The 25573-nt window shown below is 71.2% G+C and carries 23 protein-coding genes and 1 rRNA gene; 7 read left to right on the top strand and 17 right to left on the bottom strand.

All coding sequences use genetic code 11. The features are described 5' to 3' along the window. Positions 1-98 precede the first annotated feature (98 nt). Positions 99-620 carry a DUF1707 domain-containing protein gene (locus AB0C38_RS47185; protein WP_360687427.1) on the top strand — a complete coding sequence of 174 codons (522 nt, stop codon included), beginning with the start codon at positions 99-101 and terminating at the stop codon, positions 618-620. A 21-nt stretch (positions 621-641) separates the two neighbouring features. On the opposite strand, the gene AB0C38_RS47180 is transcribed toward AB0C38_RS47185, so the two are convergent. From AB0C38_RS47180 to AB0C38_RS47165, 4 genes are all read right to left on the bottom strand, one after another. Continuing rightward, positions 642-1271, bottom strand: coding sequence for an NUDIX hydrolase (locus tag AB0C38_RS47180; protein ID WP_360687424.1), 630 nt, complete (start codon positions 1269-1271; stop codon positions 642-644). Next, positions 1268-2968 carry a CTP synthase gene (locus AB0C38_RS47175; protein WP_360687421.1) on the bottom strand — a complete coding sequence of 567 codons (1701 nt, stop codon included), beginning with the start codon at positions 2966-2968 and terminating at the stop codon, positions 1268-1270. Before AB0C38_RS47175 ends, AB0C38_RS47180 begins: the two co-directional genes overlap by 4 nt. A gap of 89 nt (positions 2969-3057) precedes the next feature. After that, the gene (locus AB0C38_RS47170; RefSeq protein WP_360687418.1) at positions 3058-4218 is read right to left on the bottom strand and encodes an acyltransferase; all 1161 of its coding nucleotides are present in this window, start codon (positions 4216-4218) and stop codon (positions 3058-3060) included. A 226-nt stretch (positions 4219-4444) separates the two neighbouring features. Then, positions 4445-5779, bottom strand: coding sequence for a PLP-dependent aminotransferase family protein (locus AB0C38_RS47165; protein WP_360687415.1), 1335 nt, complete (start codon positions 5777-5779; stop codon positions 4445-4447). A 63-nt stretch (positions 5780-5842) separates the two neighbouring features. Here AB0C38_RS47165 and AB0C38_RS47160 point away from each other — a divergent pair, with 63 nt between their 5' ends. After that, entirely contained in the window at positions 5843-6457 is a 615-nt protein-coding gene (locus tag AB0C38_RS47160) for a DJ-1/PfpI family protein (RefSeq protein WP_360687412.1), read from the top strand. Here the strand turns inward: AB0C38_RS47160 and AB0C38_RS47155 are convergent. Continuing rightward, positions 6427-7110: a GntR family transcriptional regulator gene (locus tag AB0C38_RS47155; protein ID WP_360687409.1), complete on the bottom strand. Its 684-nt coding sequence runs from the start codon at positions 7108-7110 to the stop codon at positions 6427-6429. The two genes, AB0C38_RS47160 and AB0C38_RS47155, sit on opposite strands and share 31 nt — an antisense overlap. A gap of 149 nt (positions 7111-7259) precedes the next feature. Here AB0C38_RS47155 and AB0C38_RS47150 point away from each other — a divergent pair, with 149 nt between their 5' ends. The 4 genes from AB0C38_RS47150 (at position 7260) to AB0C38_RS47135 (ending at position 12648) form a co-directional block, all read left to right on the top strand. After that, positions 7260-8681 carry an NCS1 family nucleobase:cation symporter-1 gene (locus AB0C38_RS47150; RefSeq protein WP_360687406.1) on the top strand — a complete coding sequence of 474 codons (1422 nt, stop codon included), beginning with the start codon at positions 7260-7262 and terminating at the stop codon, positions 8679-8681. Further along, complete coding sequence (locus tag AB0C38_RS47145) at positions 8678-9385, top strand: aspartate/glutamate racemase family protein (protein WP_360687403.1); 708 nt, start codon at positions 8678-8680, stop codon at positions 9383-9385. The genes AB0C38_RS47150 and AB0C38_RS47145 overlap by 4 nt, the downstream gene beginning before the upstream one ends. A 93-nt stretch (positions 9386-9478) precedes the next feature. Further along, a complete protein-coding gene (locus tag AB0C38_RS47140; protein ID WP_360687400.1) occupies positions 9479-10747 on the top strand; it encodes an alginate lyase family protein in 1269 nt (422 codons plus the stop codon). A 206-nt stretch (positions 10748-10953) separates the two neighbouring features. Then, positions 10954-12648, top strand: coding sequence for a glycosyl hydrolase family 18 protein (locus AB0C38_RS47135; protein WP_360687397.1), 1695 nt, complete (start codon positions 10954-10956; stop codon positions 12646-12648). A gap of 68 nt (positions 12649-12716) precedes the next feature. On the opposite strand, the gene AB0C38_RS47130 is transcribed toward AB0C38_RS47135, so the two are convergent. The 4 genes from AB0C38_RS47130 to AB0C38_RS47115 form a co-directional block, all read right to left on the bottom strand. Continuing rightward, complete coding sequence (locus AB0C38_RS47130) at positions 12717-13667, bottom strand: copper transporter (RefSeq protein ID WP_360687394.1); 951 nt, start codon at positions 13665-13667, stop codon at positions 12717-12719. Beyond that, positions 13664-14848, bottom strand: a complete 1185-nt coding sequence (gene steA / locus AB0C38_RS47125; protein ID WP_360687391.1) for a putative cytokinetic ring protein SteA — start codon at positions 14846-14848, stop codon at positions 13664-13666. Before steA ends, AB0C38_RS47130 begins: the two co-directional genes overlap by 4 nt. 99 nt (positions 14849-14947) lie before the next feature. Then, positions 14948-16123: a DUF1266 domain-containing protein gene (locus AB0C38_RS47120; protein ID WP_360687387.1), complete on the bottom strand. Its 1176-nt coding sequence runs from the start codon at positions 16121-16123 to the stop codon at positions 14948-14950. Continuing rightward, on the bottom strand, positions 16120-17112 hold the full coding sequence (locus tag AB0C38_RS47115; RefSeq protein WP_360687384.1) for a zinc-binding alcohol dehydrogenase family protein: 993 nt from the start codon (positions 17110-17112) through the stop codon (positions 16120-16122). The genes AB0C38_RS47120 and AB0C38_RS47115 overlap by 4 nt, the downstream gene beginning before the upstream one ends. 66 nt (positions 17113-17178) lie before the next feature. Between AB0C38_RS47115 and AB0C38_RS47110 the strand changes: the two genes are divergently transcribed. Further along, complete coding sequence (locus AB0C38_RS47110; protein WP_360687381.1) at positions 17179-17640, top strand: MarR family transcriptional regulator; 462 nt, start codon at positions 17179-17181, stop codon at positions 17638-17640. Here AB0C38_RS47110 and AB0C38_RS47105 read toward each other — a convergent pair. The 8 genes from AB0C38_RS47105 to rrf all read right to left on the bottom strand — a co-directional run. Beyond that, positions 17600-18262: a hypothetical protein gene (locus AB0C38_RS47105; protein ID WP_360687378.1), complete on the bottom strand. Its 663-nt coding sequence runs from the start codon at positions 18260-18262 to the stop codon at positions 17600-17602. The two genes, AB0C38_RS47110 and AB0C38_RS47105, sit on opposite strands and share 41 nt — an antisense overlap. 16 nt (positions 18263-18278) lie before the next feature. Then, positions 18279-20057, bottom strand: a complete 1779-nt coding sequence (gene recN / locus AB0C38_RS47100; protein ID WP_360687375.1) for a DNA repair protein RecN — start codon at positions 20055-20057, stop codon at positions 18279-18281. Positions 20058-20147: 90 nt separating this feature from the next. Further along, positions 20148-21074, bottom strand: a complete 927-nt coding sequence (locus AB0C38_RS47095; RefSeq protein ID WP_360687372.1) for an NAD kinase — start codon at positions 21072-21074, stop codon at positions 20148-20150. Continuing rightward, entirely contained in the window at positions 21071-21913 is an 843-nt protein-coding gene (locus tag AB0C38_RS47090) for a TlyA family RNA methyltransferase (RefSeq protein WP_360687369.1), read from the bottom strand. Before AB0C38_RS47090 ends, AB0C38_RS47095 begins: the two co-directional genes overlap by 4 nt. 5 nt (positions 21914-21918) lie before the next feature. Then, complete coding sequence (locus AB0C38_RS47085; protein WP_360687366.1) at positions 21919-22116, bottom strand: hypothetical protein; 198 nt, start codon at positions 22114-22116, stop codon at positions 21919-21921. Between the two features lie 17 nt (positions 22117-22133). Continuing rightward, positions 22134-23105 (bottom strand): HAD-IIA family hydrolase, encoded by a 972-nt coding sequence (locus AB0C38_RS47080; protein ID WP_360687363.1) that lies wholly within the window; start codon positions 23103-23105, stop codon positions 22134-22136. Continuing rightward, positions 23098-25383, bottom strand: a complete 2286-nt coding sequence (locus tag AB0C38_RS47075; RefSeq protein ID WP_360687360.1) for a hypothetical protein — start codon at positions 25381-25383, stop codon at positions 23098-23100. The genes AB0C38_RS47080 and AB0C38_RS47075 overlap by 8 nt, the downstream gene beginning before the upstream one ends. 96 nt (positions 25384-25479) lie before the next feature. Further along, a 5S ribosomal RNA gene (gene rrf / locus AB0C38_RS47070) occupies positions 25480-25573 on the bottom strand; the annotation flags it as partial.

Here is a 25573-nt window from a genome sequence, read left to right as displayed (position 1 = left end):
TGTGCGGGCTGGAGGCCACGCCGGACACCTTAGGCCGCCCGGGGTCCGTGACCCGGCAGAAACCCCGTTCTCAGCTCCACGCGGTTACCTTGGAATGCATGGAGTCGGACGAGCTCCGCATCGGCACGGCCGAGCGCGAGGAAGCGGCGAGACTGCTCGCCGACCACTTCGGCATGGGCCGCATCACGCCGGACGAGTACGAGACGCGGGTGACGGACGCCTACGGGGCGACGACCCTGGGCGACCTGCGGCCGCTGTTCCGCGACCTGCCGCAGCCGCACCCGGGGTTCTTCGGACCGCCGGCGTACGCACAGCCGACGACGCAGCTGCCGATGTACGGGCCGCCGATGGGTGACCCGTACGCGCCACCGGCCCCGATGCCGTACGCGCCGCAGGTGCCGATCCCCTACTCCTACCGGTCCAAGACCGTGGCCGGCGTGCTGCAGATCGTGCTGCCGTTCGGCGTCGGCCGGTTCTACACCGGCCAGGTCGGGCTGGGGCTGCTCCAGCTCCTGGTGGTCCTGATGACCGGCGTCGGCGTGATCTGGCCGATCGTCGACGGCATCGTGCTCTTGAGGGACGGCGGCCTGGACGCGCAAGGCCGCCCGCTGCGCCCCTGACGCGGGACGCAGCGAGCATTCTCAGGCTTCCTTGCGCTTGGCGAACGCCGTCGGGCGGTCGGCCCACGGGGCGTCCGCCGGGCGGGCCTCGGCGCCGCCGGTGACCACCGCGTGCGCGGCCAGGACGCCGGACACCGTGGCGCCGTTCACCAGCTCGCCCGCCAGGGCCATCCGCACGGCCTCGGCGAGCGGGAACTTGCGGATGACGAGGTCCGCCTCCTCCTCGCCGAGCACCTCGCGGTCCACATCGGACAGTCCGCGGGCCAGGAAGACCCGCACGACCTCGTCGGTGAAGCCGGGCGACGCCGCGACGTCGACCAGCGTCACCCAGTCCGCAGCGGCCAGGCCGACCTCTTCGACGAGCTCCCGCTCGGCCGTGCCGACCGGGTCCTCGCCGAGGTGGTCGATCAGGCCGGCGGGCAGCTCCCACAGCCGGTGCCCGATCGGGTGCCGGTACTGGTGGATCAGCGTGACCTGCTGCGACTCGTCCAGCGCGACGATCGCCACCGCGCCGAGGTGCTCGATCACCTCGCGGACCGCGGTGTCCCCGCCCGGCATCACGACGTCGTCGATCCGCAGGCCGACGACGCGTCCGATGTGGACGTCCCGGCTGGACGCGACGCTGAACTCGTGCTCGCCCGGCGCGGTCATCGGGCCGCCACCGGGGCTTCCGGCAGCTCGACCGGCAGCCGCTCGGCGACCTTGCGGTCCACGACGGCCTTGACGAACGCGCTGAACAGCGGGTGCGGCCGGGTCGGGCGGCTCTTGAGCTCCGGGTGCGCCTGCGTGCCGACGAAGAACGGGTGGACGTCGGCAGGCAGCTCGACGAACTCGACCAGGCGATCGTCCGGCGACGTGCCGGAGAACACCAGGCCCGCGTCCGAGAGCTGCTTGCGGTAGGCGTTGTTCACCTCGTAGCGGTGCCGGTGCCGTTCGGACACCTCCGTGGTGCCGTACGCCTTCGCGACCTGCGAACCCGGCTTGAGCTTCGCCGGGTAGGCGCCCAGGCGCATGGTGCCGCCCATGTCCCGCTCCCCCGCGACGACGTCGCGCTGGTCGGCCATCGTAGAGATCACCGGGTGCTTCGTGTTCTCGTCGAACTCCGACGACCCGGCGTCGGTGATGCCGGCCAGGTGCCGGGCGCCCTCGATGACCATGCACTGCAGGCCGAGGCACAGGCCGAGCAGCGGCACGCCGCGGGTGCGGGCGTACTCGATCGCGCCGACCTTGCCCTCGATGCCGCGGATGCCGAACCCGCCCGGGATCAGCACACCGTCCACTTCGGACAGCACCGACGCCGCACCGGACGCGGTCTGCGCGTCGTCGGAGGCGACCCAGACGATCTCGACCTTGGCGCGGTGGGCGAACCCGCCCGCACGCAGGGCCTCGGTGACCGACAGGTAGGCGTCCGGCAGGTCGATGTACTTGCCGACGACCGCGATCTTCACGACCTCGCTCGGGTTGTGCACCCGGTCGAGCAGGTCGCCCCACACCGTCCAGTCGACGTCGCGGAACGGCAGCCCGAGGCGGCGCACGACGTAGGCGTCGAGCGCCTCGCTGTGCAGCACCTTCGGGATGTCGTAGATCGACCGCGCGTCCGGGCAGGCGATGACGGCCTCGGTGTCGACGTCGCACATCAGGCCGATCTTGCGCTTGAGGTCCTCGGGGATCTCCCGGTCGGCCCGGCAGACCAGCGCGTCGGGCTGGATGCCGATGTTGCGCAGCGCGGCGACCGAGTGCTGGGTCGGCTTCGTCTTGAGCTCGCCCGAGGGCGCCAGGTACGGCACCAGCGAGACGTGCAGGAAGAAGCAGTGGTCGCGGCCGACGTCGTGGCGGACCTGGCGGCAGGCCTCCAGGAACGGCAGGGACTCGATGTCGCCGACCGTGCCGCCGACCTCGGTGATGATGACGTCCGGCGCCTGACCGGACTCGTCGGCCGCGGCGGCCGCGGTGATCCGCGCCTTGATCTCGTCGGTGATGTGCGGAATGACCTGCACGGTGTCGCCGAGGTACTCGCCGCGGCGCTCCTTGGCGATCACCTCGGAGTAGACCTGGCCGGTCGTGACGTTGGCCTTGCCGTCGAGGTCGCGGTCGAGGAAGCGCTCGTAGTGCCCGATGTCGAGGTCGGTCTCGGCGCCGTCGTCGGTGACGAACACCTCACCGTGCTGGAACGGGTTCATCGTCCCGGGGTCGACGTTGAGGTACGGATCGAGCTTCTGCATCGTGACGCGAAGCCCGCGTGCGGTAAGGAGTTGTCCCAGGCTGGAAGCCGTGAGTCCCTTACCCAGAGAGGAGGCGACGCCTCCGGTGACAAATACGTACTTGGTAGCCCGCGACTGAAGTCCCACGGGCCGCCAGCATATCCGAAGACTCCGGAACCGCGCGGCGGGACATGCCCGAACTCCGTTTTGTGCCCTTGACCACCCGGCAGGGTGAGTCAGGCGGTGGCCTTCGCGAGCCGCAGCCGCGGACGGCCGGTGAGCGCCCGGCTGCCCGGCAGGCGCCGCAGCACCTCGACCATCGCGATCGTCAGCGCGATCGTGCCCACGTAGATGATCACGCTGAGCCAGGGCGCCCCGAAGCGCTCGGCCACGTGCGGGATCGCCGGGCCGAGGAACGCCAGCGCGAGCGGGTGGACCAGGAAGATGCTGAACGACCGGTTCGCCGCCCACGAGACCAGCCGGGCCCCGCGGCCGCCCTCACGGCGACGCCCCGACCACCAGGTGGCGAACGCGTAGATCGCCGCGATGACCACGAGGAACCACGGGATCAGGTAGGGCTGGAACGGGTCGCTGGCCACCTGCGGGAAAGTTCCACTGTGGACGGTCCGCAGGTAGTACCACTCGGTGCCGGCCAGCACCGCCACGAGGGCGCCGCCGAGCAGCAACCGGTGCCGGCCGACCCAGGCGTGCACGGCCTCGAAGTGCATGGCCACCACGGCGCCGAACAGCGTGTAGAACTGGTACGGCAGCACCGTGGCGTACAGGTGGGTGATCGTCTCGTAGCTGACGCCGAACGGCTGGTACGTCATGAACAACGTCACGCCGACCTGCAGCACGCCGCTGCCGAGCAGCAACCACTTGTGCTTGCCCGCGGTCGCCCGCAGCAGCTTCATCAGCACCGGGAACAGCAGGTAGACCTGCATCGTCACGAGCAGGAAGTACAGGTGGTACCAGGCGCCGCCGGTGACGAGGTCCTTGAGCAGCAGGCGCATCGACGCCTCGAGCGAGTCCGGCTGCTGCGTGCCGGTGACCAGCGAAAACGCCCAGAAGAACATCGACCAGGCCAGGTACGGGGTCGCGACCAGCGGCAGCCGGCGGCGCCAGAAGTCGCCGGGGGTGATCTCGCGGCCGCGGTTCTGGAACACCAGCACGAAGCCGGTCAGCGCGAAGAACGCCTCCCGCGTGAAGTGCAGCGGCGTCTCGACGGCGTTGGCGCCGACGTCCTGCGCGAAGTTCGTCGCGCCGACCACGTGGATGAGGATCACGCAGGCGAACGTGACCAACCGGAACAGGTCGATCTGGTGGAGGTACGGCGCTTTCCCACCCGGTCTCGCGATCCGGGAGGGAGCTTCGAGAGTGGCCTGGGCTGTCGTCATCGTGCCGCCGTTCCGGCACCGTCGTCGGCGTGGTTCACGTTGTCAGACTTGCCACCCATTCTGTGAATTTCCCATGAAGGCACTGGGAAGCGCCTGTTGGCCGGGCTCCACCGGGCTGTCGGATATGCCACGTCCGCTCAGGGAGCGGGGAGCCGTCGATCATGTTAATACGTGAGCTCTCCGGTACCGAGCGTGACCTTCGTCATCACCCGCACGGCGGCTCCGATCACCGGTGCACGTCCCCTTCGGCCTCTTCCCGGACCGCTTCCAACGCGCTGCGTAGTTCGGTGAGTCCGACCGAACCCAGGGCCAGCCGGAGTGCCTGCGGCACCGCCGGCGTCGTCGCGAACGGCTCGGCCGTGGCGACCGCGACGCGCCGCCGGGCGAGCGCCGCCACGATCCGGTCCGGCCGGGAGTCACGGGCGAGCGGCAGCCACCGGAAGTACGACGACGGGTGCCCGGTCCACGGAAGCCCGGCCAGCACCTCCGAGGCGAGTGCCTGCCGCTGACGCGCGTCTTCGCGCTTCCGGACCTCCAAGCGTGCCACGGTACCGTCGTCGAGCCAGCGGCGCGCGATGGCCGCGGTCAGGGCGGGCGTGTTCCACGTCGTGGACCGGATCGCGCTTTCGAGCGCCGGCACGAGCTCGGCCGGCGCCACGGCGAACCCGAAGCGCAACCCGGTCGCGACGCTCTTCGACAGCCCCGAGACGTAGACGGTCGCTTCCGGCGCGAGCATCGCCAGCGGCGGCGGCGCATCCTCGGCGAGGTAGGCGTACGACGCGTCCTCGATGATCGTGACGCCGTGCCGCCGGGCGATCTCGACGAGCCGCGCACGCCGCTCGGCGGAGAGCACCCAGCCAAGCGGGTTGTGCAGGGTCGGCATCGCGTACATCGCGCGGACCCGGCGACGGCGGCACAGCCGGTCGAACGCGTCGAGGTCGGGCCCGTCGGCCGTCACCGGCAGCGGCGCGAGGTCGAGCCCGAGCGTGCGCGCGAGCACCCGGAACCCCGGGTAGGTGAGGGCGTCCACCGCGACGACGTCGCCGGCCCGCAGCAGCGCCATGGCCGTCACCGCCAGGCCGTGCTGCGCGCCGTCGACGATCAGCACGCGTTCGCGGCCGGTTTCGAGCCCGCGCCGGCGCAGGTGCCGGGCGACGGCGGCCCGGTCGCCGGCCCGCCCGCGGTGCGGCTGGTAGCGCAGCAGCGCGTCGAGGTCCCCGGCGGTGGCGAGGTCCCGCAGGGCCTGGCGCAGCAGGCCGGCCTGACCGGGGATCGACGGCGAGTTGAAGCTGAGGTCGACGGCGTCGGCCGCGACCGACCGTTCGTCGGCGCCTTCGCCGGGCGCGGCGAGGTCGCGGACGAAGGTGCCCCGCCCCTGCTCGCAGCTGACCAGCCCCATCGCTTCGAGCTCGGCGTACACCCGGGACGCCGTCACCACGGCGATGCCCTCGTCGGCCGCCAGCCGGCGGTGGGTGGGCAGCCGCGTGCCGGCGGGCCACCCACCGTCCCGGATCCGCGCCGCGAACGCGTCGACGACCCGCTTGTACTTCGGCTCCCGCACGCGTCCGATTGTAGGCAGGACAATTTGTGGACTGTCCTGGATCGGCCGTCCTAGCGTGCGGTCATGCACACCGCGATCCTGACCTTCGACGGCTACAACGAACTCGACTCGCTCATCGCACTGGGCGTCCTCAACCGGGTGCCCGGCTCCCGGGCGTCGATCGCGAGCCCGACGCCGCGGGTGACGTCGATGAACGGCGTCACGATCGACGCGACGATCGGGCTCGAGGAGGCCTGCGAGGCCGACGCCGTGATCGTCGGCAGCGGCTCGAAGACCCGCGAAGTCGTCGAAGACCCGGCGATCATGAGCATCCTGGCGCGTCTCGACCCCGCCCGGCAGCTGCTCGCCGCGCAGTGTTCGGGCACGCTCGTCCTGGCGAAGCTCGGGCTACTCGCCGACGTGCCCGCCTGCACCGACCTGACCACCAAACCGTGGGTGCTCGCGGCCGGCGTCGAGGTGCTGAACCAGCCCTTCTTCGCCCGCGGCCCGCTCGCCACCGCCGGCGGCTGCCTGGCCTCGACCTACCTCGCGACGTGGGTCATCGCCCGGCTGCACGGCCTCGAAGCCGCCGAGCACGCCATGCACTACGTCGCGCCCGTCGGGGAGAAGGACGAGTACGTCGAGCGGGCCCTGCGGAACGTGACGCCCTACCTCGAACCGGCCGCGATCTCCGCCTGATCGGTGCCGAAGAGGGACTTCAGCGTCACCTCGCGGTTGACCCGCACGTGTTCGACGGCTTCGGCGTGCGCACGGCCCGCGTCGCCCGACGCGATCGCCTCGTAGAGCCGGCGGTGCTCGTCCAGCAGCTCGGTCCAGTGCTCGTTCTGGCTCGTGAGCCAGCGGAGCCTGCCCTGCAGGGGCTGCAGCATCGTGGTGAGCAGCGTGTTGCCCGCGATGGCCACGATCTCGTCGTGGAAGCGCGAGTTGAGCACGGTGATCCGGGCCGCGTCGCCGCGGGCCGTCGCGCGGGCGGCGTCGGCGAGCACCCGCTCGAGCCGCTTCAGCTCCGGCGCACCCGCCCGTTCGGCAGCGCGCCCCGCCGCGAGCCCTTCCAGGGCCTCGCGGACGTCGAACAGCTCCTCGACGTCGACCCGCGCGAGCTGCCGGACGACGATCCGGCGCGCCGACTGTTCGACGAGGAAGCCTTCGGCCTCGAGGCTGCGGATGGCCTCGCGGACCGGCACCCTGGACACGCCGAGGTCTTCGGCGAGCTCGCGCTCGACCAGCCGGTCACCCGGGCGCAGGCGGCCGGTCAGGATCCGTTCGCGCAGCTCGTCGCGCACCCGCTGCCGGGTGGCCGCGAGGGGCTGCCGTTCGCTCGCCGTGGTCACCGACTCCCCTCTCACAGAAGGTCACGCAACCTTCTGTAACCCGAGTTTAACGACCGGAGGGTTGACGGGGGCGGACATCGGGGTGATATTTGGGATGCCAAATTTTGGTATCCCAAATCGCCGTCGCCGCACGTCGATCGGAGGCCCGCATGACCGCCGCCCCGCTCACCGATTCCCAGCAAGAGACGACCGCGCCACCGGATCCCCGGCTCTGGAACGAGGACCTCGCCCCTGCGAAGGACCGCCGGTGGAAGGTCTACGACATCTTCGCGCTGTGGATGTCCGACGTGCACAACCTCGGCAACTACACCTTCGCGGCCGGGCTGTTCGTGCTCGGACTCTCGGCCTGGCAGGTGTTCACCGCCCTGCTGTTCGGCTTCGTGATCATCTACGTCGGCATGAACCTGATGGGCCGGATCGGCCAGCGCACCGGCGTCCCGTTCCCGGTCGTCGCCCGGATCAGCTTCGGCACCTTCGGCGCCAACCTGCCCGCGCTGATCCGCGCGATCATCGCGATCTTCTGGTACGGCATCCAGACCTACCTCGCGAGCGTGGCCATCACGCTGCTCGTGCTCACCATCGACCCGGGCCTGAAACCGTTGACCGAGCACGGTTTCCTCGGCCTGCACGCGCTCGGCTGGATCTGTTTCATCGCCCTCTGGGCGGCCCAGGCGCTGATCCTGACCCGCGGCATGGAGTCGATCCGCAAGTTCCAGGACTGGTGCGGCCCGGCGATCTGGGTCGTGATGATCGCCCTCGCGGTGTGGATCCTCGCCGCCGGCCACTGGAACATCTCCTTCACCAGCAGCCCGAAGCAGCTCTCCACCGGCGAGCAGATCCGGCAGTGGTTCGGCGCGGCCGGGCTGATCCTGGCCACCTACGGCACGCTGATGCTCAACTTCTGCGACTTCTCCCGTAACGCACCGGACCAGAAGACCGTGCGGCGCGGCAACTTCTGGGGCCTGCCGATCAACTCGACGGCGTTCGCGCTGCTGTCGGTCGTCGTCACCGCGGGCAGCATGCAGGTGTTCGGCGAGGCCATCACCGACCCGGCCGAGCTGCTGGCCAAGGTGCACAACACGCCGGTGCTCATCATCGGCGCGCTGACCTTCGCCATCGCCACCATGGGCGTGAACATCGTCGCGAACTTCGTCTCCCCCGCCTACGACCTGGCCAACATCTGGCCGAAGCGGATCACGTTCACCATCGGCGGGATGATCAGCGCGGTCGCCGCGCTGTGCGTGCTGCCGTGGAAGCTGTACTCCTCGCCCACGGTGGTCAACTACTTCCTCGGCGGGCTCGGCGCGTTCCTCGGGCCGCTGTTCGGGATCATGATCGTCGACTACTACCTGATCCGGCGCGGCAAGGTCGACGTCGCGCAGCTGTTCGTCGACGGCGGGATCTACCCGCGGGTGAACCCGCGTGCGCTCGTGACGTTCTTCCCCACCGCCGCGCTCGCCGCGGTGATCGCGCTGGTGCCGTTCTTCGCCCCGGCCGCGCCGTACTCGTGGTTCATCGGCACGGCGTCGTCCGCGGCCCTCTACTTCGTGGTTTCGAGGAAGTACCGATGAAGATCGTCGTCACCAACTGCAACACCACCGAGGCGATGACGAAGGAGATCGAAGCCGGGGCCCGCGCGGCCGCGAGCCCCGGCACCGAAATCCTGGCGAGGACACCGAAGTGGGGACCGGAGTCCGCGGAAGGCTGGCTGGACAGCTTCCTGTCCGCCGCGGCAGTGCTCGATCTGTTGCGGGGCCTGGACGAACCGTTCGACGCCGTCGTGCTCGCCGGGTTCGGCGAGCACGGCCGCGAAGGCGCCCGGGAGCTGCTGGACGTCCCGGTCGTCGACATCACCGAAGCGGCCGCGCACCTGGCCTGCCTGCTCGGCCGCCGCTACGGCGTCGTGACCACTTTGGACCGCACGTGCGGGCTGATCGAGGACAGCCTCCACTCGGCCGGGGTCGCGCAGAACTGCGTCACGGTCACCGGCGCCGGGCTCGGCGTGCTCGAGCTGACGGACGAGCGCCGCACGGAGTCGGCGCTGCTGACGGCCGGCCGGCGTGCGCGGGACGCCGGCGCGGAGGTCCTGGTGCTCGGCTGCGCGGGGATGACGGGGCTCGACCGGAAGATCGCGACGATGCTCGACATCCCGGTGATCGACGGCGTCGCGGCGGCCGTCCGGCTCGCGGAGTCCCTGGTGGCACTGGGGCTGAAGACGAGCCGCGCGGGGTCGTACGCGCGTCCGTTGGACAAGCGCCGTACCTGGCCTAATTGACATCGGCCGCACCGCCCGGACAGAATCGCCACAGCCGTACCGCCGCCCGGTGACGAGTGGGGACTTCGACGTCCCCGTGAAGGGCGGTCGGAAGTGCGAAGGCTACGCGTACTGGGCGCGCTCGCGCTGTCTGCGAGCATGATCCTGGTCCCGGTGAGCGGGACGGCGGTGGCCGCGTCGCCACCGCACACCGTCATCACCGATGGGGCGAAGCTGGCGGGGGTCAAGCAGGCGCTGCGGAGCGGCCACGCGTCCAAGGCGCAGCGGGACGCGCTGAAAGTCGTGCTGGACAAGGCGAACACGGCGCTGACCGCCGGGCCGTGGTCGGTCATGGACAAGCCGTCCGCGCCGCCGAGCGGCGACAAGCACGACTACATGAGCCAGGCCCCGTACTGGTGGGCGAGTGAGAAGACGCCGGAGAACCCGCAGGGCTGCCCGTACGTGAACCGGGACGGCCAGCGCAACCCGGAGGCCGACGCGATCACCGACCACACCTACCGGATGTGGGCCTGGGACGCGATGTACTACCTCTCGCTCGCCTGGTACTACACCGGCGACGCGAAGTACGCGAAGCGGGCGGCGCTGGACATCCGGACCTGGTTCCTCGACCCGGCCACCAAGATGAACCCGAACATGAACTACTCGCAGATCATCCCGTGCAAGACCACGATCAGCGGTACCGGGATCATCGACTCGACGCAGTCGTTCAGCCAGCTGCTCGACACGTTCGCGCTGCTCGACAGCGGCGCCCCGGGCTGGTCCGGGAAGGACCGCTCCGGGATCAAGGCGTGGCTCACGCAGTACCTGGACTGGATGCAGACCAGCCCGCAGGCGAAGCTGGAACTGGCCGCCACCAACAACCACGGCACCTTCCTCGACATGCAGAACGCGACGATCGCGGCGTACCTGGGCAAGCGGGACACCGCGCGCAAGATCGTCCTCGACGCCGAGAAGAACCGGTTCCCGGTGCAGTTCGCGGCCGACGGCAGCCAGCCGCTCGAGCTGTCGCGGACGATGTCGTGGCACTACGTCAACTTCAACCTCACCGCGTGGGGCCGGATGGCGGAGCTCGGAAAGAACCTCGGCATCGACGTCTGGAAGTACCGGGCGCCGAACGGCGTGACCTTGCGCAAGGTCGTCGACCAGCTGATCCCGGGCGCGCTGCAGGGCGCCGCGGGCTGGCCGCACCAGCAGATCGGCGTGTTCGACCAGTCGATCGCGGCGGACATCTTCCACGCGGCGGCCGAAGAGGCGCACGACTCCGACGCCGCTGCCGCGGTGAAGAAGATGCCACTGCCCACCGGTGGCGACACCTGGCCGGTGCGCGTGTCGTGCTTCCCGCTCGACCCGCCGCTCAAGTAACCCCTACCAACGCTGGGAAATCCGGACACCACGTCCCATAGCGCACGCCGAACCGAGATTGGTCTAGTCCAAAGTATTGACACTCGGTGTGCGCACGCGCACATTCATGAACGGGCCGGCACCTGTTCGTGAAGAACCATCGCGTACGCCCTCTCCCGCGCCGTCGCGGCCCGGGAGAGGGCCGTCCGCCTGCGCGAGGAGACAGCATGCAGAGGGTTTCCCGAAGATTGGCGCTGTTCGCCGCCGCCGCGGCCGCCCTGGTCGTGGGCGCGCTCACGGTCGCCGGCCCGGCCGCTCCACCCGCGGCCGCCGCGACCTCCAGCGGGGTCCGGATCGCCTACTTCGACCAGTGGTCCATCTACCAGAACGCCTACTACCTCAAGAACGTCGACACGATCGCCGGCAACCTCGACTACCTGCTCTACGACTTCGAGAACATCGACCCGAGCAACCTCACCTGCTTCGAAGCCACGAAGGCGACGACCCCGGACCCGGGCGGCGAAACCGACCCGAACGCCGGTGACGGCGGCGGCGACCAGTTCGCCGACTACCAGAAGTCGTTCGGCTCCGACATCAGCGTCGACGGCACCGCCGACGTCTGGAACCAGCCGGTCGCCGGCAACTTCCACCAGCTGCAGGAGCTCAAGGCGCGGCACCCGAACCTCAAGGTGCTGCTGTCGATCGGCGGCTGGACGTACTCGAAGTACTTCTCCGACGCCGCCGCGACCGACGCGTCGCGCAAGAAGTTCGTCAGCTCGTGCCTGGACATGTTCATCAAGGGCAACATCCCGGCGTCCGGCGGCTACGGCGGCCCGGGCACCGCGGCGGGCATCTTCGACGGCGTCGACATCGACTGGGAGTACCCGGGTTCGCCGACCGGCCACGTCGGCAACCACTACAACGCCGCCGACACCGCGAACTACACCGCGCTGATGGCGGAGTTCCGCAGCGAGCTGGACGCGTTGGGCGGCAAGCACTACGCGCTTTCGGCCGCGCTACCGGGCGGGCAGGACAAGATCGCGAAGATCCAGACCGACAAGATCGGCCAGTACCTGGACTTCGGCAACGCGATGACCTACGACATGCACGGCGCGTGGGACGCGACCGGGCCGACGAACTTCCAGGACCCGCTGTACTCCTCGCCGAGCGACCCGTCGGGCACGATCCCGCCGGGCACCGAGAAGTACACGACCGACTCGGTGATCAAGGACTACCTGCACGGCAACAGCGCGTACGGCATCGCCGGCGGCTTCCCGGCGAACAAGCTGACGCTGGGCATCCCGTTCTACTACCGCGGCTGGACCGGCGTGCCGGCCGGGTCGAACCACGGCCTGTACCAGTCGGCTTCGGGTCCGTCGCCCGGGCACGCCTTGAGCGGCAACGTCCCCGGCGTCGCGATGTACAAGGAACTGTCCGGCATCGTCGACAACCCGGCGGACACGTACTGGGACCCGGTCACGCAGTCGGCCTGGTTCTACGACGGGACGAACTTCTACGGCGGCTCGTCGGCCCAGTCCATCAAGGCGCGCACGGACTACATCCACTGCACGGGCCTCGGCGGCGCGATGATGTTCTCGCTCTACGACCTGGACCCGGGCTCGACGCTGTTCCACGCGGTGGTCAACGGCTTGGCGGCCTCGACCCCGAACTGCTCGGCCCCGCCGACGACAACACCGCCCACCACCACTCCCACGACTCCGACCACACCCACGACCCCGACCACTCCGCCGACGACCACGCCCACGACGCCGCCTTCGATCCCTGCCTGGGCACCGAACACTGCGTACGCGACGGGCGCGAAGGTGACCTACAACGGCGTCACGTACACGTGCCGCCAGGGCCACACCTCACTGGTGGGCTGGGAACCGCCGAACGTCCCGGCGCTCTGGCTCGCCGGCTGACGGCCGAAGTCCGTGAATGGCACATTGAGGGACTCCAAGTCCCTCAATGTGCCATTCACGGCTTGCGGTCAGTTGCCGGTGGGGGCGCCGACGCCGGGTGCGGGGGCCGTCGCGTTGCCGGCGATGCCGTAGCGGCCGGCGCCGCCGTCGAGCTGTTCCTTCAGCGCCAGCACCGTGCTCACCCGGCCGGCCGACGAGTCCACGTTGTCCACAGTGGACAGGATCGACGTAGCCGAGGTGTCCGCGCGGACCACGCCCAGCGCGCCCGTCCCCTCCGCGGAACCGGCGTCGCCGGCCAGGACCGTGCCCGCGCCACTGCGGTCGAGCTGCGTGGCGAACCGGGCGATCGTCGCCGCGCGGTCGCCCGCGCTGTCGCCGGTCGCCTGGCCCCCGGTCAGCACGATCGCCAGCTGCGCCGGCTTGACCTCCTGGCCCGCCTTGACGAACCCGCCGTCGGTGAGCCCGCCGATCGCGGCCGCCAGCTCGTCGCCCGAGGACTGCGGCTTCGCCGTGGTCTTGTCCAGCAGCAGCACCGAACCGAGCAGCGCGCCGGCCAGCGTGCCGGAGTCGCCCGCGGTCGGGAACTTCGAGCCGGCGGGCTGCAGGCGCGTGACGACATCGCGGAGCTGGTCGGCCTTCTCCGGGTCGGCGAACGCGGCCGTCAGCTGCACCTCACCGGTCACCGACGCACCGGACTGGCCGATCAGCTGCTTCAGCGCGTCCCGGTCGGCCGGGCGCGCGTCCTCGGTGGTCACGAGCACCACCGACCGCTTGTCCAGCGCCCCGGCGACGACCTTCGGCCCCATCGAGCCGGCGAACGCGTCCGCGTCGGCGAGCCGGGCGTTGAGCGCGTTGCGCTGCGCTTCGAGATCGGAAACCTGGCTGCCGAGGTCCTTCTTCTCCCCCGCCAGCCCGGACAGCAGCGAACCGTTCAGCGCCGTCGAACCGAGCACGACGCCGACGGCGAGCGCGAGGAAGCAGGCGGCGATGGAAACGACGTGGTAGCGCAGCGAAATCACGTGAACAATCCCTTGACCCAGGCGGTGAACGAGTTCCAGGTGCCCCGGAGCCAGTCCAGGTAGACCGAGCCCACATCGGACACCAGTAGGGCCGCGGCGACCACCACGACCGCGGCGAGCACGAGCAGCACGACCGCGCCGACCGACACCCGGCTGCGGTGCAGCGTCGCCACCGCCTTCCCGTCGACGAGCTTCGTGCCGAGCTTCAGCCGGGTCAGGAACGTCGACGGGTTCGACCCGGACCGGCCGTGGTCGAGGAACTCGCGCAGGGTGGCCTGGAAGCCGACCGTGACGACCAGGCTCGCGCCGTGCGCGTCGGCCAGCAGCAGCGCGAGGTCTTCGGCGTTGCCCGACGCCGGGAACGTCACCGCGCCGATGCCGAGGTCCTGGATCCGCTCGACACCGGGGGCGTGCCCATCGGGCTGCGCGGGCACCACGACCTCGGCGCCGCCGCGCAGCGTGATGGTGCCGATGCCGGTGGGGTCGCCGACGATGACGTCCGGCTTGTAGCCCTGCACGCGCAACGTGTCGGCGCCCGCGTCGACGCCGACCAGCACCGGCCGGTGCTCACCGATGTACTTCTTGAGCTTCTTGAGGTCCTCGGCGTGCCCGTTGCCGCCCGCGACGACCAGCACGTGCCGGTCGCGGACCACGACCTTCAGCTCCGGCACGCCGACGCCGTCGAGGATCAGCGTGCGCTCGCGGCGCAGGAACTCGATGGTGTTCGCCGAGAACGCCTCCAGCTGCGTCGACATCCCGGCCTTGGCCTCGATCATCTGGTCCGCGACGCTGTCGGCGGTCTGCTCGATTCCGGAGGCCACCTGGCGCTCGCCGATGTACACGACGCCGTCGTGCAGCCGCAGCTTCGTGCCGTCCTTGATCGAGCGCAGCAGCTCGCCGCCGACCGAGTCGACCAGCGGGACGCCGGCCGCGACGAGGATCTCGGGGCCCATGTTCGGGAACCGGCCGGAGATCGACGGCGACGCGTTGACCACGCCGGCGACCTCGGCCTCGACCAGGGCGTCGGCCGTCGCGCGGTCGAGGTCCAGCTGGTCGAGCACGACGATGTCGCCCGGACTGATCCGGCGCAGCAGCTCCCGGGTGCGGCGGTCGACCCGGGCGACCCCGGTGATCCCCGGGAGGGGTTCTTGGTTCCGCGTGAGCAAGCCGGTGAGCTTCATGTGGCCGATGGTGACAAATTTGCTCGTGGGACCACGGACGCCACGCCGTAGCAGGCGTGACTCGTTGTGGTGAGCCGGGTGTCGCATCCCCCGCGCGGGTCAGGCCTCCGACTCCTCCGAAAGCGACCCGAAACCGAGGTTCACCCAGGGGCTCGCCGGGTCCTGAAGGAGCTGGTGGTGGACCCGCACGGCCGCCGGGTACCACTCGCCGAACTCGTCGTCCTCGGCGTGCAGCACGCGGCCCATGACGTACCCGGCCGACAGGTCGGCCCATGACTGGTGGTAGCGGCGCGCGAGTGAACCGGCTTCGAGCACCATCAGTTCCGCTGTCAGCGCGTCACAATAACCGGCCGCCAGACCCCACCGGGCGATGTTGACCGCGCGGCCGACGTCCCACGACAGCGCCGTCGTGACGAAACCGTCCGGTTCGACGAGGCCGTCCGCGCGCAGCCGCTGCTCGCAGCGCGCCACCCGGCGGACGGTGTTCCGCAGCTCGTCGGCCTGGTCCGCGGCGTCGTTCTCCGCGCACCACCGGTCCACCAGCTCCACCCAGGTCAGCGGGTCGAACTCGCCGCTCGTCAGGCCGTACTCGGCGGCGAACCGCAGGCGCAGCATGAGCACGAGGTTGCCGGGCGTCAGCGCGTAGCCGTCGCCGATCAGGTCGGCCATCGTCGCGCGCCAGCCGGGCGGGTCCGGCACACCCCACCAGTCCCGCAGGCCCCGCACCTCGGCCACATAGTCGTGGCGGCGCGCGTCGAGCACGTTCCAGGGCGCCGCGTTGAGCACCGCCAGGTGCGCGCCGCAGGCCAGCGCGTGCGCGATCGGCCCTTCGAGGTGCCCGTACGGCGCGGTGATCAGCCACTCGACCTGCTCTTCCAGCGGCGTGACGTCGTCTTTGTGCGCGTCGAGCCACGGCTGCAGCGTCGCGCCCGGCAGCCGCCACTCGCCGCGGGTGCCGCGGTTGAACACGACCCGCTCGTGCCGCCCGACGCCGTCGACCGCCCAGTCCAGCGCGCCGCCCATGGCGACGACGTCCGGGCCGAGGTCGGGCAGCGCGCCGCGGGTGAAGACCTGCAGGAACTCGTCGCCGCCCGTCTCGAAGTAGACGTTGGGGAAGGTCTCCGCCCGCTCCTCGAGGATGCTGCGGGCGTCCACCCGCCGGATCGGGACGAACAGCTCTTCCCCGGCCAGCAGGCCGAGGTAGCGGTCGAGGTCGCTGTCGCGCCGGGCGGCGGCCAGCTGGGCCTCGACGTCGGCGGGCGGCGGCAGGATCACAGGGCGGCTCCCTCCGCTCGGCCGGTCAGCACGACGAGCTTGCCCGCCGTCCGGTTGTGCTCCAGGTCGTCGTGCGCCTGCCGGATCTCCGTCATCGCGTACACCTTCGCCGGACCGAGACTCGCTTCGCCGGCGGCGATCCGGTCGAGGTGGCGCTGGAGGACGGAGGCGGGCAGGTCGTCCGCCTCACCACCATAAGCGGTCAACCGCACCCCGGCGGGAAGGTAGCCGATCGGATAGAAGTTCGAGATCGTCCAGTGGTTGGACAACATGCCCGTGAAGCAGACGGTGCCGTGCACGCGGGTGGCCTTCAGGGTGTCCGGCAGGGTCGGCGTCCCGACGAGTTCGAGGGCCGCGTCGACGCCTTCGGGCGTGATTTCCCGGACTTGCTTCGCGATGTCGCCGTCGTCGAGCAGGGGGTGGTCGACGCCGTGGTCGCGCAGGGTTTCGAGCCGGTCCGGCTGCCGGGTGGTCGCGAAGACCGTGGCGCCGAGGTCTTTCGCCAGGGCCGCGGTGGCGAAGCCGAGCGCGGACGTGCCACCACGGATCAGCAGGGTCTGGCCTTCGCGCAGGTCGAGGCCGGTGGTGAGGGAGCCGTACGCGGTCTGGAGCGTCTCCGGGACCTGGCCGAGCACCTCCCACGGCAGTGCCGAGCGGAACGGGATGACCTGTCCCTGCGGCACGACCGTGTATTCGGCGTAGCCGCCGTCGAAGGTGCGGCCCATCCCGCCCATCATGGTCGCGACCTGCTGCCCGGGCTCGAGTTCGCCGCTGGGATCGGCGTCGACCACACCGACGGCCTCGATGCCGGGCACGCGCGGGAACGTGACGCCCTCGGCCAGGCCCAGGCGGGTGTGCAGCTCGGACCGGTTGAGGCCGAACGCCTTGACGGCGATCCGCACCCAGCCCGGCTTCGGCTCGGGCATGGGGAAGTCCGTGAGTTCGAGGTTCTCGACGGGACCGGGTTCTCGGAGTACGACCGCGCGCATCTCGGGTCCTTTCTTCGCATGCGAACAGTCCGCACAACAACTGTCCGCGCGAGTAGTATTCCCGGGGTGAGCCTGTCTCGAGAGCACGACACGGCGTGGCGGGGTTTCCTGCGCTCGTCGGCGCTGCTGCTGAGGGTGCTGGACGCGGAGCTGCGGGCCGAGCACGGCATGACGCACCGGACGTACGACGCGCTGGTCCAGCTCTCGGAGGCCCCGGACCGCCGGCTGCACATGAAGGACCTCGCGGCGGCGCTGGTCCACAGCGCGAGCGGCCTGACGCGCATCGTCGACGGCCTCGAGCAGTCGGGCTACGCGCGGCGCGAGCCCGACCCGGCCAACCGCCGGTCCACGCTGGTGGTGCTGACACCGGAAGGCTTGGCGGCGCTGGAGAAGGCGTGGCCGACGCACGTCCGCGGCGTCGAGCGCCACTTCGCGGCTCAGGTGAGCCCCGAGCAGGCGCGGGTGCTGGCGGAGGTGTTCGGGCGGATCACCGCGGACCTGGACGCAGACGACCGTCCGCGGTCCTGACCCAGGAGCTCTCCCCGTCGTTGAACGTCACCGACATCGCCAGCTCCATGGCGGCGGTGAACTCCTCGAGCGCGGCCTGCCCGGCTCGTTCGTTGCGGCCGTCGACGGGCGCGCGGTCCCGCTGGTACCGCTGCCACTCCGGCGTCATGAGCAGGTCGGAGTCGAACGCCGAGGCGTCCGGGGGTTCCGGAAGAGCTTCGAACTCGACGTCGGCCAGCGCTCGCGCACGGATGGCGTCGTGCAGGCCCGCTGCCACATCCGGCAGCGGCTGCGGCTCCTCGGAAGGCGGCAGCGTGCCCGCGGAGTGGACGAAAGCATCGACGCCGTTCAGCGTGAACCGGATGACGACGTCGTACATCGGCGTCGGAGCGCCGTTGCGGAAGAACACCTGCGGCCGGGCGACCGGCGGGAGTGCCCAGACCGCGAACTTCGCCGCGCGGTCCCGGGTCGCCGCCTCTTCCAGGCGTCTCAGCTGTTCGGACTGCGTCCGGTTGGTCGCGACGGTCGCCCGCACCGCGATCCCGGCGGCGACCAGGGCGAGGAGGGCGATGACCGCGGAGCCCAGGCTGAACCACACGGACAGCCAGTCCGTGACCTTCGGTTCGTCGGCGAGCTGCGGCACGTCTCACCTTCGGAAGCTACTTCTTCTTGGCCCGCTTGCGTTTCGGCTCGAACTCGGTCTTGTCCTTCTCCGCCGTCGCCAGGAGCTCCTCGGCGTGCGCGCGGCCGGTCTCGTTGTCCATGCCGGCCAGCATCCGGGCCAGCTCGCTCACCCGGTCACTCTGGCTCAGGTTCTTCACACCGCTGCGCGTGACGCCGCCGCTGTGTCCCTTGTCCACCACCAGGTGCTGGTCGGCGAACGCGGCGACCTGCGGCAGGTGCGTGACCACCAAGACCTGGTGGGTCCGCGCCAGCCGGGCCAGCCGGCGGCCGATCTCGATCGCCGCCCGGCCGCCGACCCCCGCGTCGACCTCGTCGAACACCAGGGTCTGCACCGTGTCCGCGTGCGCGAGGACCACCTCGATCGCCAGCATCACCCGCGACAGCTCACCGCCGGACGCGGCCTTGTGCACCGGCAGCGGCGGCGCGCCGTCGTGGGCCCGCAGCAGCAGCTCGACGTCGTCGACGCCGTCCGAGCCCGCGTGCACCGCGCGGCCGTCGAGGGTCAGCGCGTGCGTGTCGCCGTGCTCGGCGGGGCGCTGCTCGACCGTCACCTCGATCGCGGCCTGGCCCATCGCCAGCCCGGACAGCTCCTTCGTGATCTCCGCGGCCAGCTCGGCCGCCGCCTTCTCGCGGGCCGCCGACACCTCGACGGCGTGCGCGGCCAGCTGCACCGCAAGCTGGTCGCGCCGCATGGCCAGCTCCGCCAGCGCCTCTTCCGAGGTGTCCATGGACTCCAGGCGGCGCCGGGCGTCGTCGGCCCAGGCCAGCACGCCGTCGACGTCCGCCGCGTACTTGCGGGTCAGCCGCTTGAGGTCGCCCTGGCGCGCCAGGACCTTCTCCAGCAGCGCCGGGTCGGCGTCCAGCGTCTCGACGTAGCTGCCGAGCTCGGCCCCGACGTCGGCCAGCAGCACCGACGCCTCTTCCAGCCGCGGCGCCAGCTCCCGCAGCACGGCGTCCTCGGACGTCGAGAGCCGCCGCAGCGCCTCCGAGACCAGGCCGGCCGCGCTCGGGACGTCCGGATCGCCGTCCAGCGAGCCCGACACCGCGACGTGCGCCTCGGTCGCGGTCGCGCGCAGCTCGTCGACCGCCGCGAGCCGCTTGATCTGTGCGGTGAGCTCGACGTCTTCGCCCGGCTGCGGCGCGACGGCGTCGATCTCGGTGAGCCCGTGCTTGAGCAGGTCGGCCTGCTGGGCCAGCTCCCGCGAGCGCGTGGAGCGCTCGGTCAGCTCGGCGATCACCGCCAGCCACTCGGTCCGGATCTCCTGGTACGCGCGCAACGGCTTCGACACCGAGTCGCCGGCGAACCGGTCGATGACCGCGCGCTGCTCGGCGGGCCGCAGCAGCCGCAGCTGGTCGTTCTGCCCGTGCACCGCGATCAGCTGTTCGGACAGCTCCGCGAGCACGCCGACCGGCACGGACCGGCCGCCCAGGTGGGCCCGGGACCGGCCGTCGACGGCGACCGCGCGCAGCGCGATCACGCTGCCGTCCTCGTCCACGTCCGCACCCGAATCGGTGACGATCCGTTCGGCGCCTTCGACGCCCGAGTAGGTGAACCGTCCTTCCACGAACGCCTTGAGCATCCCCGTCCGGACCTTGGACACCTCGGCCCGGCCCCCGGAGAGCAAGTGCAACCCGGTGACGACCATGGTCTTTCCCGCACCCGTCTCACCGGTGACAACGGTGAAGCCCGCGTGCAGTTCCAGCAGGGCGTCCTCGATGACTCCGAGGCCCTGGATGCGCATCTCGGCCAGCACGCCGCCTACCGTAGCGGCCCCCACCGACACTCTGCGCGTGCGGGCGCCCGGCGAGTCGCCGATATGTTCGAATGGATCGCCGAGCGGTCCTTATTCGCAGGGGCGCGCGTGCCGCTCGCGCCAGCTCTTCACCGGCAGCGAGAACTTCTGCACCAGGCGGTCGGTGAACGGCCCGTCCCACAACCGGACCAGCCGGACGGGGGTCTTGCCGCACGTCACCCGGACCCGGGCCCCCGGCGGCAGGTCGATGAGCCGGCCGCCGTCGCAGGTCAGGACCGCCGACGAGCCGTCGGGGTCGATCCCGACGGTGATCACCGAGTTCCGCGAGACGACCAGCGGCCGCGCGAACATCGCGTGCGCGTTGCTCGGCACCACCAGCAGCGCCTGGACGTCCGGCCAGATGATCGGGCCGCCCGCGGAGAAGGCGTAGGCCGTCGAACCGGTCGGTGTGGCGCACAGCACACCGTCGCAGCCGAAGGCGGACACCGGCCGGCCGTCGACCTCGATGAGCGCGTCCAGGACCCGCTCGCGCGTGCTCTTCTCGACGCTGGCCTCGTTGAGCGCCCAGGTGCGGGCGAGCTCGGTGCCGCCGTCGGTGACGGTGACGTCGATGGTCATCCGCTCTTCGACCTGGTAGTCGCCGTCGACGACGCGCTGCACGGTGTCGGCCAGCGCGTCCGAGTCGGCCTCGGCGAGGAAGCCGACGCGCCCGAGGTTCACGCCGAGCACCGGCACCCCCGCCGGGCGGGCCAGCTCGGCCGCGCGCAGCAGCGTGCCGTCGCCGCCGAGGACGAACACCAGCTCGACGCCGTCGGCGGGGTTGTCGTCCGGGTCCACGACGGTGCAGGTCGACCCGACGCCGTGGTTGTCCGGGTTGATGAGCGCGCAGACGTCTTCCTCGATCACCCGGATCCGGATGCCGGCCTTGGCGAAGCGCGCCGAAACCTCGCGCGCGGCCTCGCCCGTCGCTTCGCGATCGGGGTGCACCATGAGGAGAACTTCACGTTCGGTGGTCATGCGGGCCCTTCCTCGACGGCGGTTCGGACGAGCCGCTCGGCCTCAGACCTGTCTACCGCGTCCACAGTGGACTCGGCCACACGTTCTTCAGTGACACGGACTTTGCCCAGCCACACGAAGTACTCGACGTTCCCGGACGGCCCGGGCAGCGGGCTCGCGGTGACGCCGCGCAGCGCGAGCCCCAATTTCGCGGCCTCGTCGATGACGGTGAGCACCGACTCGGCGCGCAGCTCCGGGTCGCGGACGACCCCGCCGCTGCCGAGCCGGTCCTTGCCCACTTCGAACTGCGGTTTCACCATCGGCACCAGGTCGGCGCCGTCGCGCGCGCAGGCGGCGAGCGCGGGCAGCACGAGCTTGAGCGAGATGAACGAGAGGTCCCCGACGACGAGGTCGACCTGCCCGCCGAGGTCCTCGGGGGTGAGGTTGCGGACGTTGGTGCGGTCCATGACCACCACCCGTTCGTCGGTGCGGATCCGCCAGTCGAGCAGGCCGCGGCCCACGTCGGCGGCGATCACGGTCTCGGCGCCGTTCCGGAGCAGGACGTCGGTGAAGCCGCCGGTGGACGCGCCGGCGTCGAGGCAGCGCTTGCCCTCGACGCTCAGGCCCGTGAACGCTTCCAGGGCGCCGAGCAGCTTGTGCGCGCCGCGGGAGGCCCAGCCGGGGTCGTCCTCGTCCTTCACGACGATGGGCGCGTCGGTCTCGACACCGGTGGCGGGCTTGGTCGCCACCATGCCGCGCACGGTGACCTTGCCGGCGGTGATCAGGGCCGAGGCCTGCTCACGCGACCGGGAGAGGCCGCGCCGAACCAGTTCCGCGTCGAGGCGCGCCCGCTTGGGCACCGTGGTCAGACCTTGTCGATGCTGGAGAGGGCGACCGTCAGCTCGGTGTGCACGGCGTCGAAACGCTCGACGTGCTCCGCGAGCGGAAGCGCGTCGAGGTCGTCCAGGCCGGCGACGGCCTCGTCGATGCCGGCCCGCGGGTCGGTCTGCTGCGCGAACGAACCGGGCGGCGGGCCCGGCACGGGGTAGGGGTGATCCTGCACGTCACGAACGGTATCAGTCAGGACAGGCCGAGCCGTGCCGCGGCGTCCCCGCCGACCTCGGTGACGCCCGTCTCCCAGGCTGTGTGGCACAGCGCGCGGAGCAGGTCCAGGTCGTCGCCGTCGCCACTCGCGGTCAGGACGCCGTCCTGGGCGGTGACCATCCAGCCCGGGCGGGGGCCGATCTTCAGGTCCTCGGCCTTGCCTTCGAGCGCCGTGAGGTCCTCGGCGAGGTAAGTGGCGCGCTCGGCCGGGATCGCCTCGATCAGCTGTTTCGGCGTCGCGACCCCGGAAAGCACGACGAGCGAGTCCATGCCCGCCGCGACCGCGCCGGCGATGTCGGTGTCCAGCCGGTCACCGACGACGAGTGGATGCCCGGCACCAGCCGACTTCGCCGCGGTCTCGAACAGCAGCGGCTGCGGCTTCCCGGCGACGAGCGGCTCGACGTCAGTGGCGGTCCGCAGCGCGGCGACCATCGAGCCGTTGCCCGGCAGCAGCCCGCGCTCGCTGGGCAGGGTGGCGTCGACGTTGCAGGCCACCCAGAGCGCGCCGGCGCGGATGGCCAGGCAGGCTTCGGCCAGCGCCGCCCAGGTGTTGTCGGGCGAGTGCCCCTGGACGACCGCCTTGACGCTCCCGGCGTTCTTCCGCACCGGCTTCAGGCCGGCCCCGGCGACCTCGTCGGAGAGCGCCCGGGTCCCGACGACGAGGACTTCCGCGCCCGGCTCGAGCCGCTCGGCCAGTAGCTGCACGCCGGCCTGGGCGCTGGTGTGCACCTCATCGGTCTCGGCGGGCATGCCGAGACCGGTGAGGTGCGCGACGACCTCGTCCGGTGCCTTGGACGCGTTGTTCGTCACGAACCGGACGGGAGTGCCGTGCTCACGCGCGGCCCGCACCGTCTCCGGGGCGCCCGGGATCACCCGGGAGCCGTGGTAGACGGTGCCGTCGAGGTCGAACAGGACCGCGTCGTAGGCCGCGAGCAGAGCGTCACTCATCCGATTCTTCGGTGTCCTTTTCGTTCTTTTCGTTCTTTTCCGCGTTGTCGGTGTTCTCGTTGGCCAGGTCCGCGGCCCGCTCGGAGGCGTCGGTCTCGTCCTCCGCGTCGGCCTCGGCCGCGTTGAGGAACCAGCGGACGGCCTCCTCCTTGCGCCCGGCGGCCGCGAGGTTGTCGGCGTAGGCGTAGAAGAGCCGCGCGCTCCACGGGTCGCGCTTCTCGGCCTTGAGGTCGGCGCCCTGCAGCGAGACGACGGCGGCGTCGAGCTGCCCGAGGTCCCGCCGCGCACCGGCCGCGACGATGGCGAGCTCGACCTGGGTGGCCTTCGTCAGCTTCGCCGTGTCGGTTTCCTTCGCGAGGTCCAGCGCCCGCTCGGGCCGGCCCAGCGCGCGCTCGGCGTCGGCGATGATCGCGATGTGGTCGTCGCTGCGGGTCATCCGCCGGACGGCGCGCAGTTCCGACAGCGCCTCCGACCAGTTGCCGGAGTGGTAGGCGACCAGGCCGAGCGCCTCCCGCACGATCGGGATGCGCGAGGCCTTGGCCTTGGCGTACTTGGCGTGCTCGAGCGCGGCCTCGGGATCGCTGTCGAGCAGCCCGCCGGCGGCGACGAGGTGCTTCCCGACGGTCTCGGCGAGGCCCTTCGGCAGGGTCCTCAGCTCGCGACGGGCGTCCTCGTCGAGGTCGGAGAACTCGATGTCCTCGGGCAGCTCCGGCGCTTCGAGGAGCTCCCTGGCGAGGGCCTCGTCACCGAGCGCGGACCCGACCTTGGGCCGCGTTTCCCGGTAGCCCGCGGGACGGTCGCTGCCGCGCTTGTCCGTACCCCGCTTGTCCGTGCCCCGGAAGCCGCCGCCGGTCCGGGGACCGCGGTCGTCGTCACGGCGCTGGTAGCTGCCGCTGCTGCCCCGGGAGTCGCTGCTCCGATCGTTGCTCTTGTCGTTGTCGCGACGCTGGTAGCTGCTGCCGCCGCCGCGAGAGTCGCTGCTCTTGTCACTGTCACGGCGCGGGTAGCTACCGCTGCTGCCCCGGGAGTCGCTGCTCCGGTCGCTGCCGCGGTCGTTGTCACGGCGCTGGTAGCTGCTGCTGCCACCGCGAGAGTCGTTGCTCTTGTCGTTGTCGCGACGCTGGTAGCTGCCGCTGCTGCTCCGGGAGTCGCTGCTCCGGTCACTGCCGCGGTCGTTGTCGCGACGCTGATAGCTGCCGCCGCCACCGCGCGAGTCGCTGCTCTTGTCACTGTCGCGACGCTGGTAACCACCGCTACCGCCGCGAGAGTCGCTGCCACGGTCACTGCTCTTGTCGTTGTCGCGACGCTGGTAGCTGCCACCGCGCGAATCGTCCCGGCGGTCGTCGGAGCGGAAGCCGCCCGTCTTGCCGCCGCGATCGTCGCTTCCGCGGGCGCGGTCACTCGAGCCGTACCCACCGGTGCGGCTGCCGCGGTCGTCGTCGCGGCGCTGGTACCCGCGCGAATCGTCGCGACGGTCGCTCCCGCCGCGGTTGCGGTCGTCGGACCGGAAACCACCGGTCTTGCCACCGCGGTCGTCATCGCGGCGCTGGTACCCGCGCGAATCGTCGCGACGGTCGCTGCCACCGCGGTTGCGGTCGTCGGACCGGAAGCCGCCCGGCTTGCGGTCGTCGTCGCGGCGCTGGTAGCTGCCGCGGGAGTCGTCCTTACCGCGGGCGTCCGAGCGGAAACCACCCGAACGAGCACCACGGTCGTCGCCGCGCGAGGAGCCGCCGCGGTCCTCCCAGCGGGGCTTGCGGTCGCCGAACGACGCCTTGCCCTGGGGGCGGCTGCCGCCGGGACGGCCGCCGCGGTCGTCGGAGCCGCGGCCCGAACGCTCGCCGCCGCGGTCGTCGTGACGGCCACCGGAACGGTTGCCGCCGCGGTCATCGAACCGGCCGCCGCCCGTACGGGCCGGGCCACCGGAGAACTTGCTGCCGCCGCCGGGCCGGCCGGCCCGGTCACCGGAGTCGCGGGAGCTGCCGCGGCGCTCGTCGCGGTCGCCGGTGCGGCCGCTGTCACGGCTCTGACCTGCGTATCCGCCCCGCTGGTCGCGGTCGCGGGGACCGTCGCCACCGCGGAAGGGCTTGCCGCCGCCACGGACCCCGTGGTCGTCCCGGCGCGGCCGGCCCTGGTGCGTGTTGTCGCGGCCGCCGCGGTCCTGCCGCGCACCGCGCCGGTCTCCTCCGGGTCCGTCCGATCGGCCCCGGGAGCCTTCGTCCCGGCGTGCCGACCGGCCTGACCCATCATCCGCTGAGTCTCGTCGACCGAACTCGGACACCTGGCCTCCTGCCGTGGAAAAATCTTGTTCTGGACATACACGTACGGCCCGCTAGGGCAGCCAACTGGCTATCCTAACGGGCCGTACGGAACGTTAGTTCGGCGGTGTCCTACTCTCCCACAACCCTTCGGTTGCAGTACCATCGGCGCTGTCAGGCTTAGCTTCCGGGTTCGGAATGGGACCGGGCGTT

This window comes from Amycolatopsis sp. NPDC048633, from assembly GCF_040650695.1.
Lineage (GTDB): Bacteria > Actinomycetota > Actinomycetes > Mycobacteriales > Pseudonocardiaceae > Amycolatopsis.
Note: the sequence above shows the minus strand (reverse complement) of the source record. Positions and strands in the feature narration are given on the sequence as shown.

What these genes read in the sequence shown, in the direction of transcription:
- AB0C38_RS47080 (WP_360687363.1), bottom strand. Translation starts at nt 23,105, where the DNA reads ATGAGTGACGCTCTGCTCGCGGCCTACGACGCGGTCCTGTTCGACCTC.
- AB0C38_RS47145 (WP_360687403.1), top strand. Translation starts at nt 8,678, where the DNA reads ATGAAGATCGTCGTCACCAACTGCAACACCACCGAGGCGATGACGAAG.
- AB0C38_RS47185 (WP_360687427.1), top strand. Translation starts at nt 99, where the DNA reads ATGGAGTCGGACGAGCTCCGCATCGGCACGGCCGAGCGCGAGGAAGCG.
- AB0C38_RS47150 (WP_360687406.1), top strand. Translation starts at nt 7,260, where the DNA reads ATGACCGCCGCCCCGCTCACCGATTCCCAGCAAGAGACGACCGCGCCA.
- AB0C38_RS47115 (WP_360687384.1), bottom strand. Translation starts at nt 17,112, where the DNA reads ATGCGCGCGGTCGTACTCCGAGAACCCGGTCCCGTCGAGAACCTCGAA.
- AB0C38_RS47095 (WP_360687372.1), bottom strand. Translation starts at nt 21,074, where the DNA reads ATGACCACCGAACGTGAAGTTCTCCTCATGGTGCACCCCGATCGCGAA.
- AB0C38_RS47180 (WP_360687424.1), bottom strand. Translation starts at nt 1,271, where the DNA reads ATGACCGCGCCGGGCGAGCACGAGTTCAGCGTCGCGTCCAGCCGGGAC.
- AB0C38_RS47135 (WP_360687397.1), top strand. Translation starts at nt 10,954, where the DNA reads ATGCAGAGGGTTTCCCGAAGATTGGCGCTGTTCGCCGCCGCCGCGGCC.
- steA (WP_360687391.1), bottom strand. Translation starts at nt 14,848, where the DNA reads ATGAAGCTCACCGGCTTGCTCACGCGGAACCAAGAACCCCTCCCGGGG.
- AB0C38_RS47170 (WP_360687418.1), bottom strand. Translation starts at nt 4,218, where the DNA reads ATGACGACAGCCCAGGCCACTCTCGAAGCTCCCTCCCGGATCGCGAGA.
- AB0C38_RS47160 (WP_360687412.1), top strand. Translation starts at nt 5,843, where the DNA reads ATGCACACCGCGATCCTGACCTTCGACGGCTACAACGAACTCGACTCG.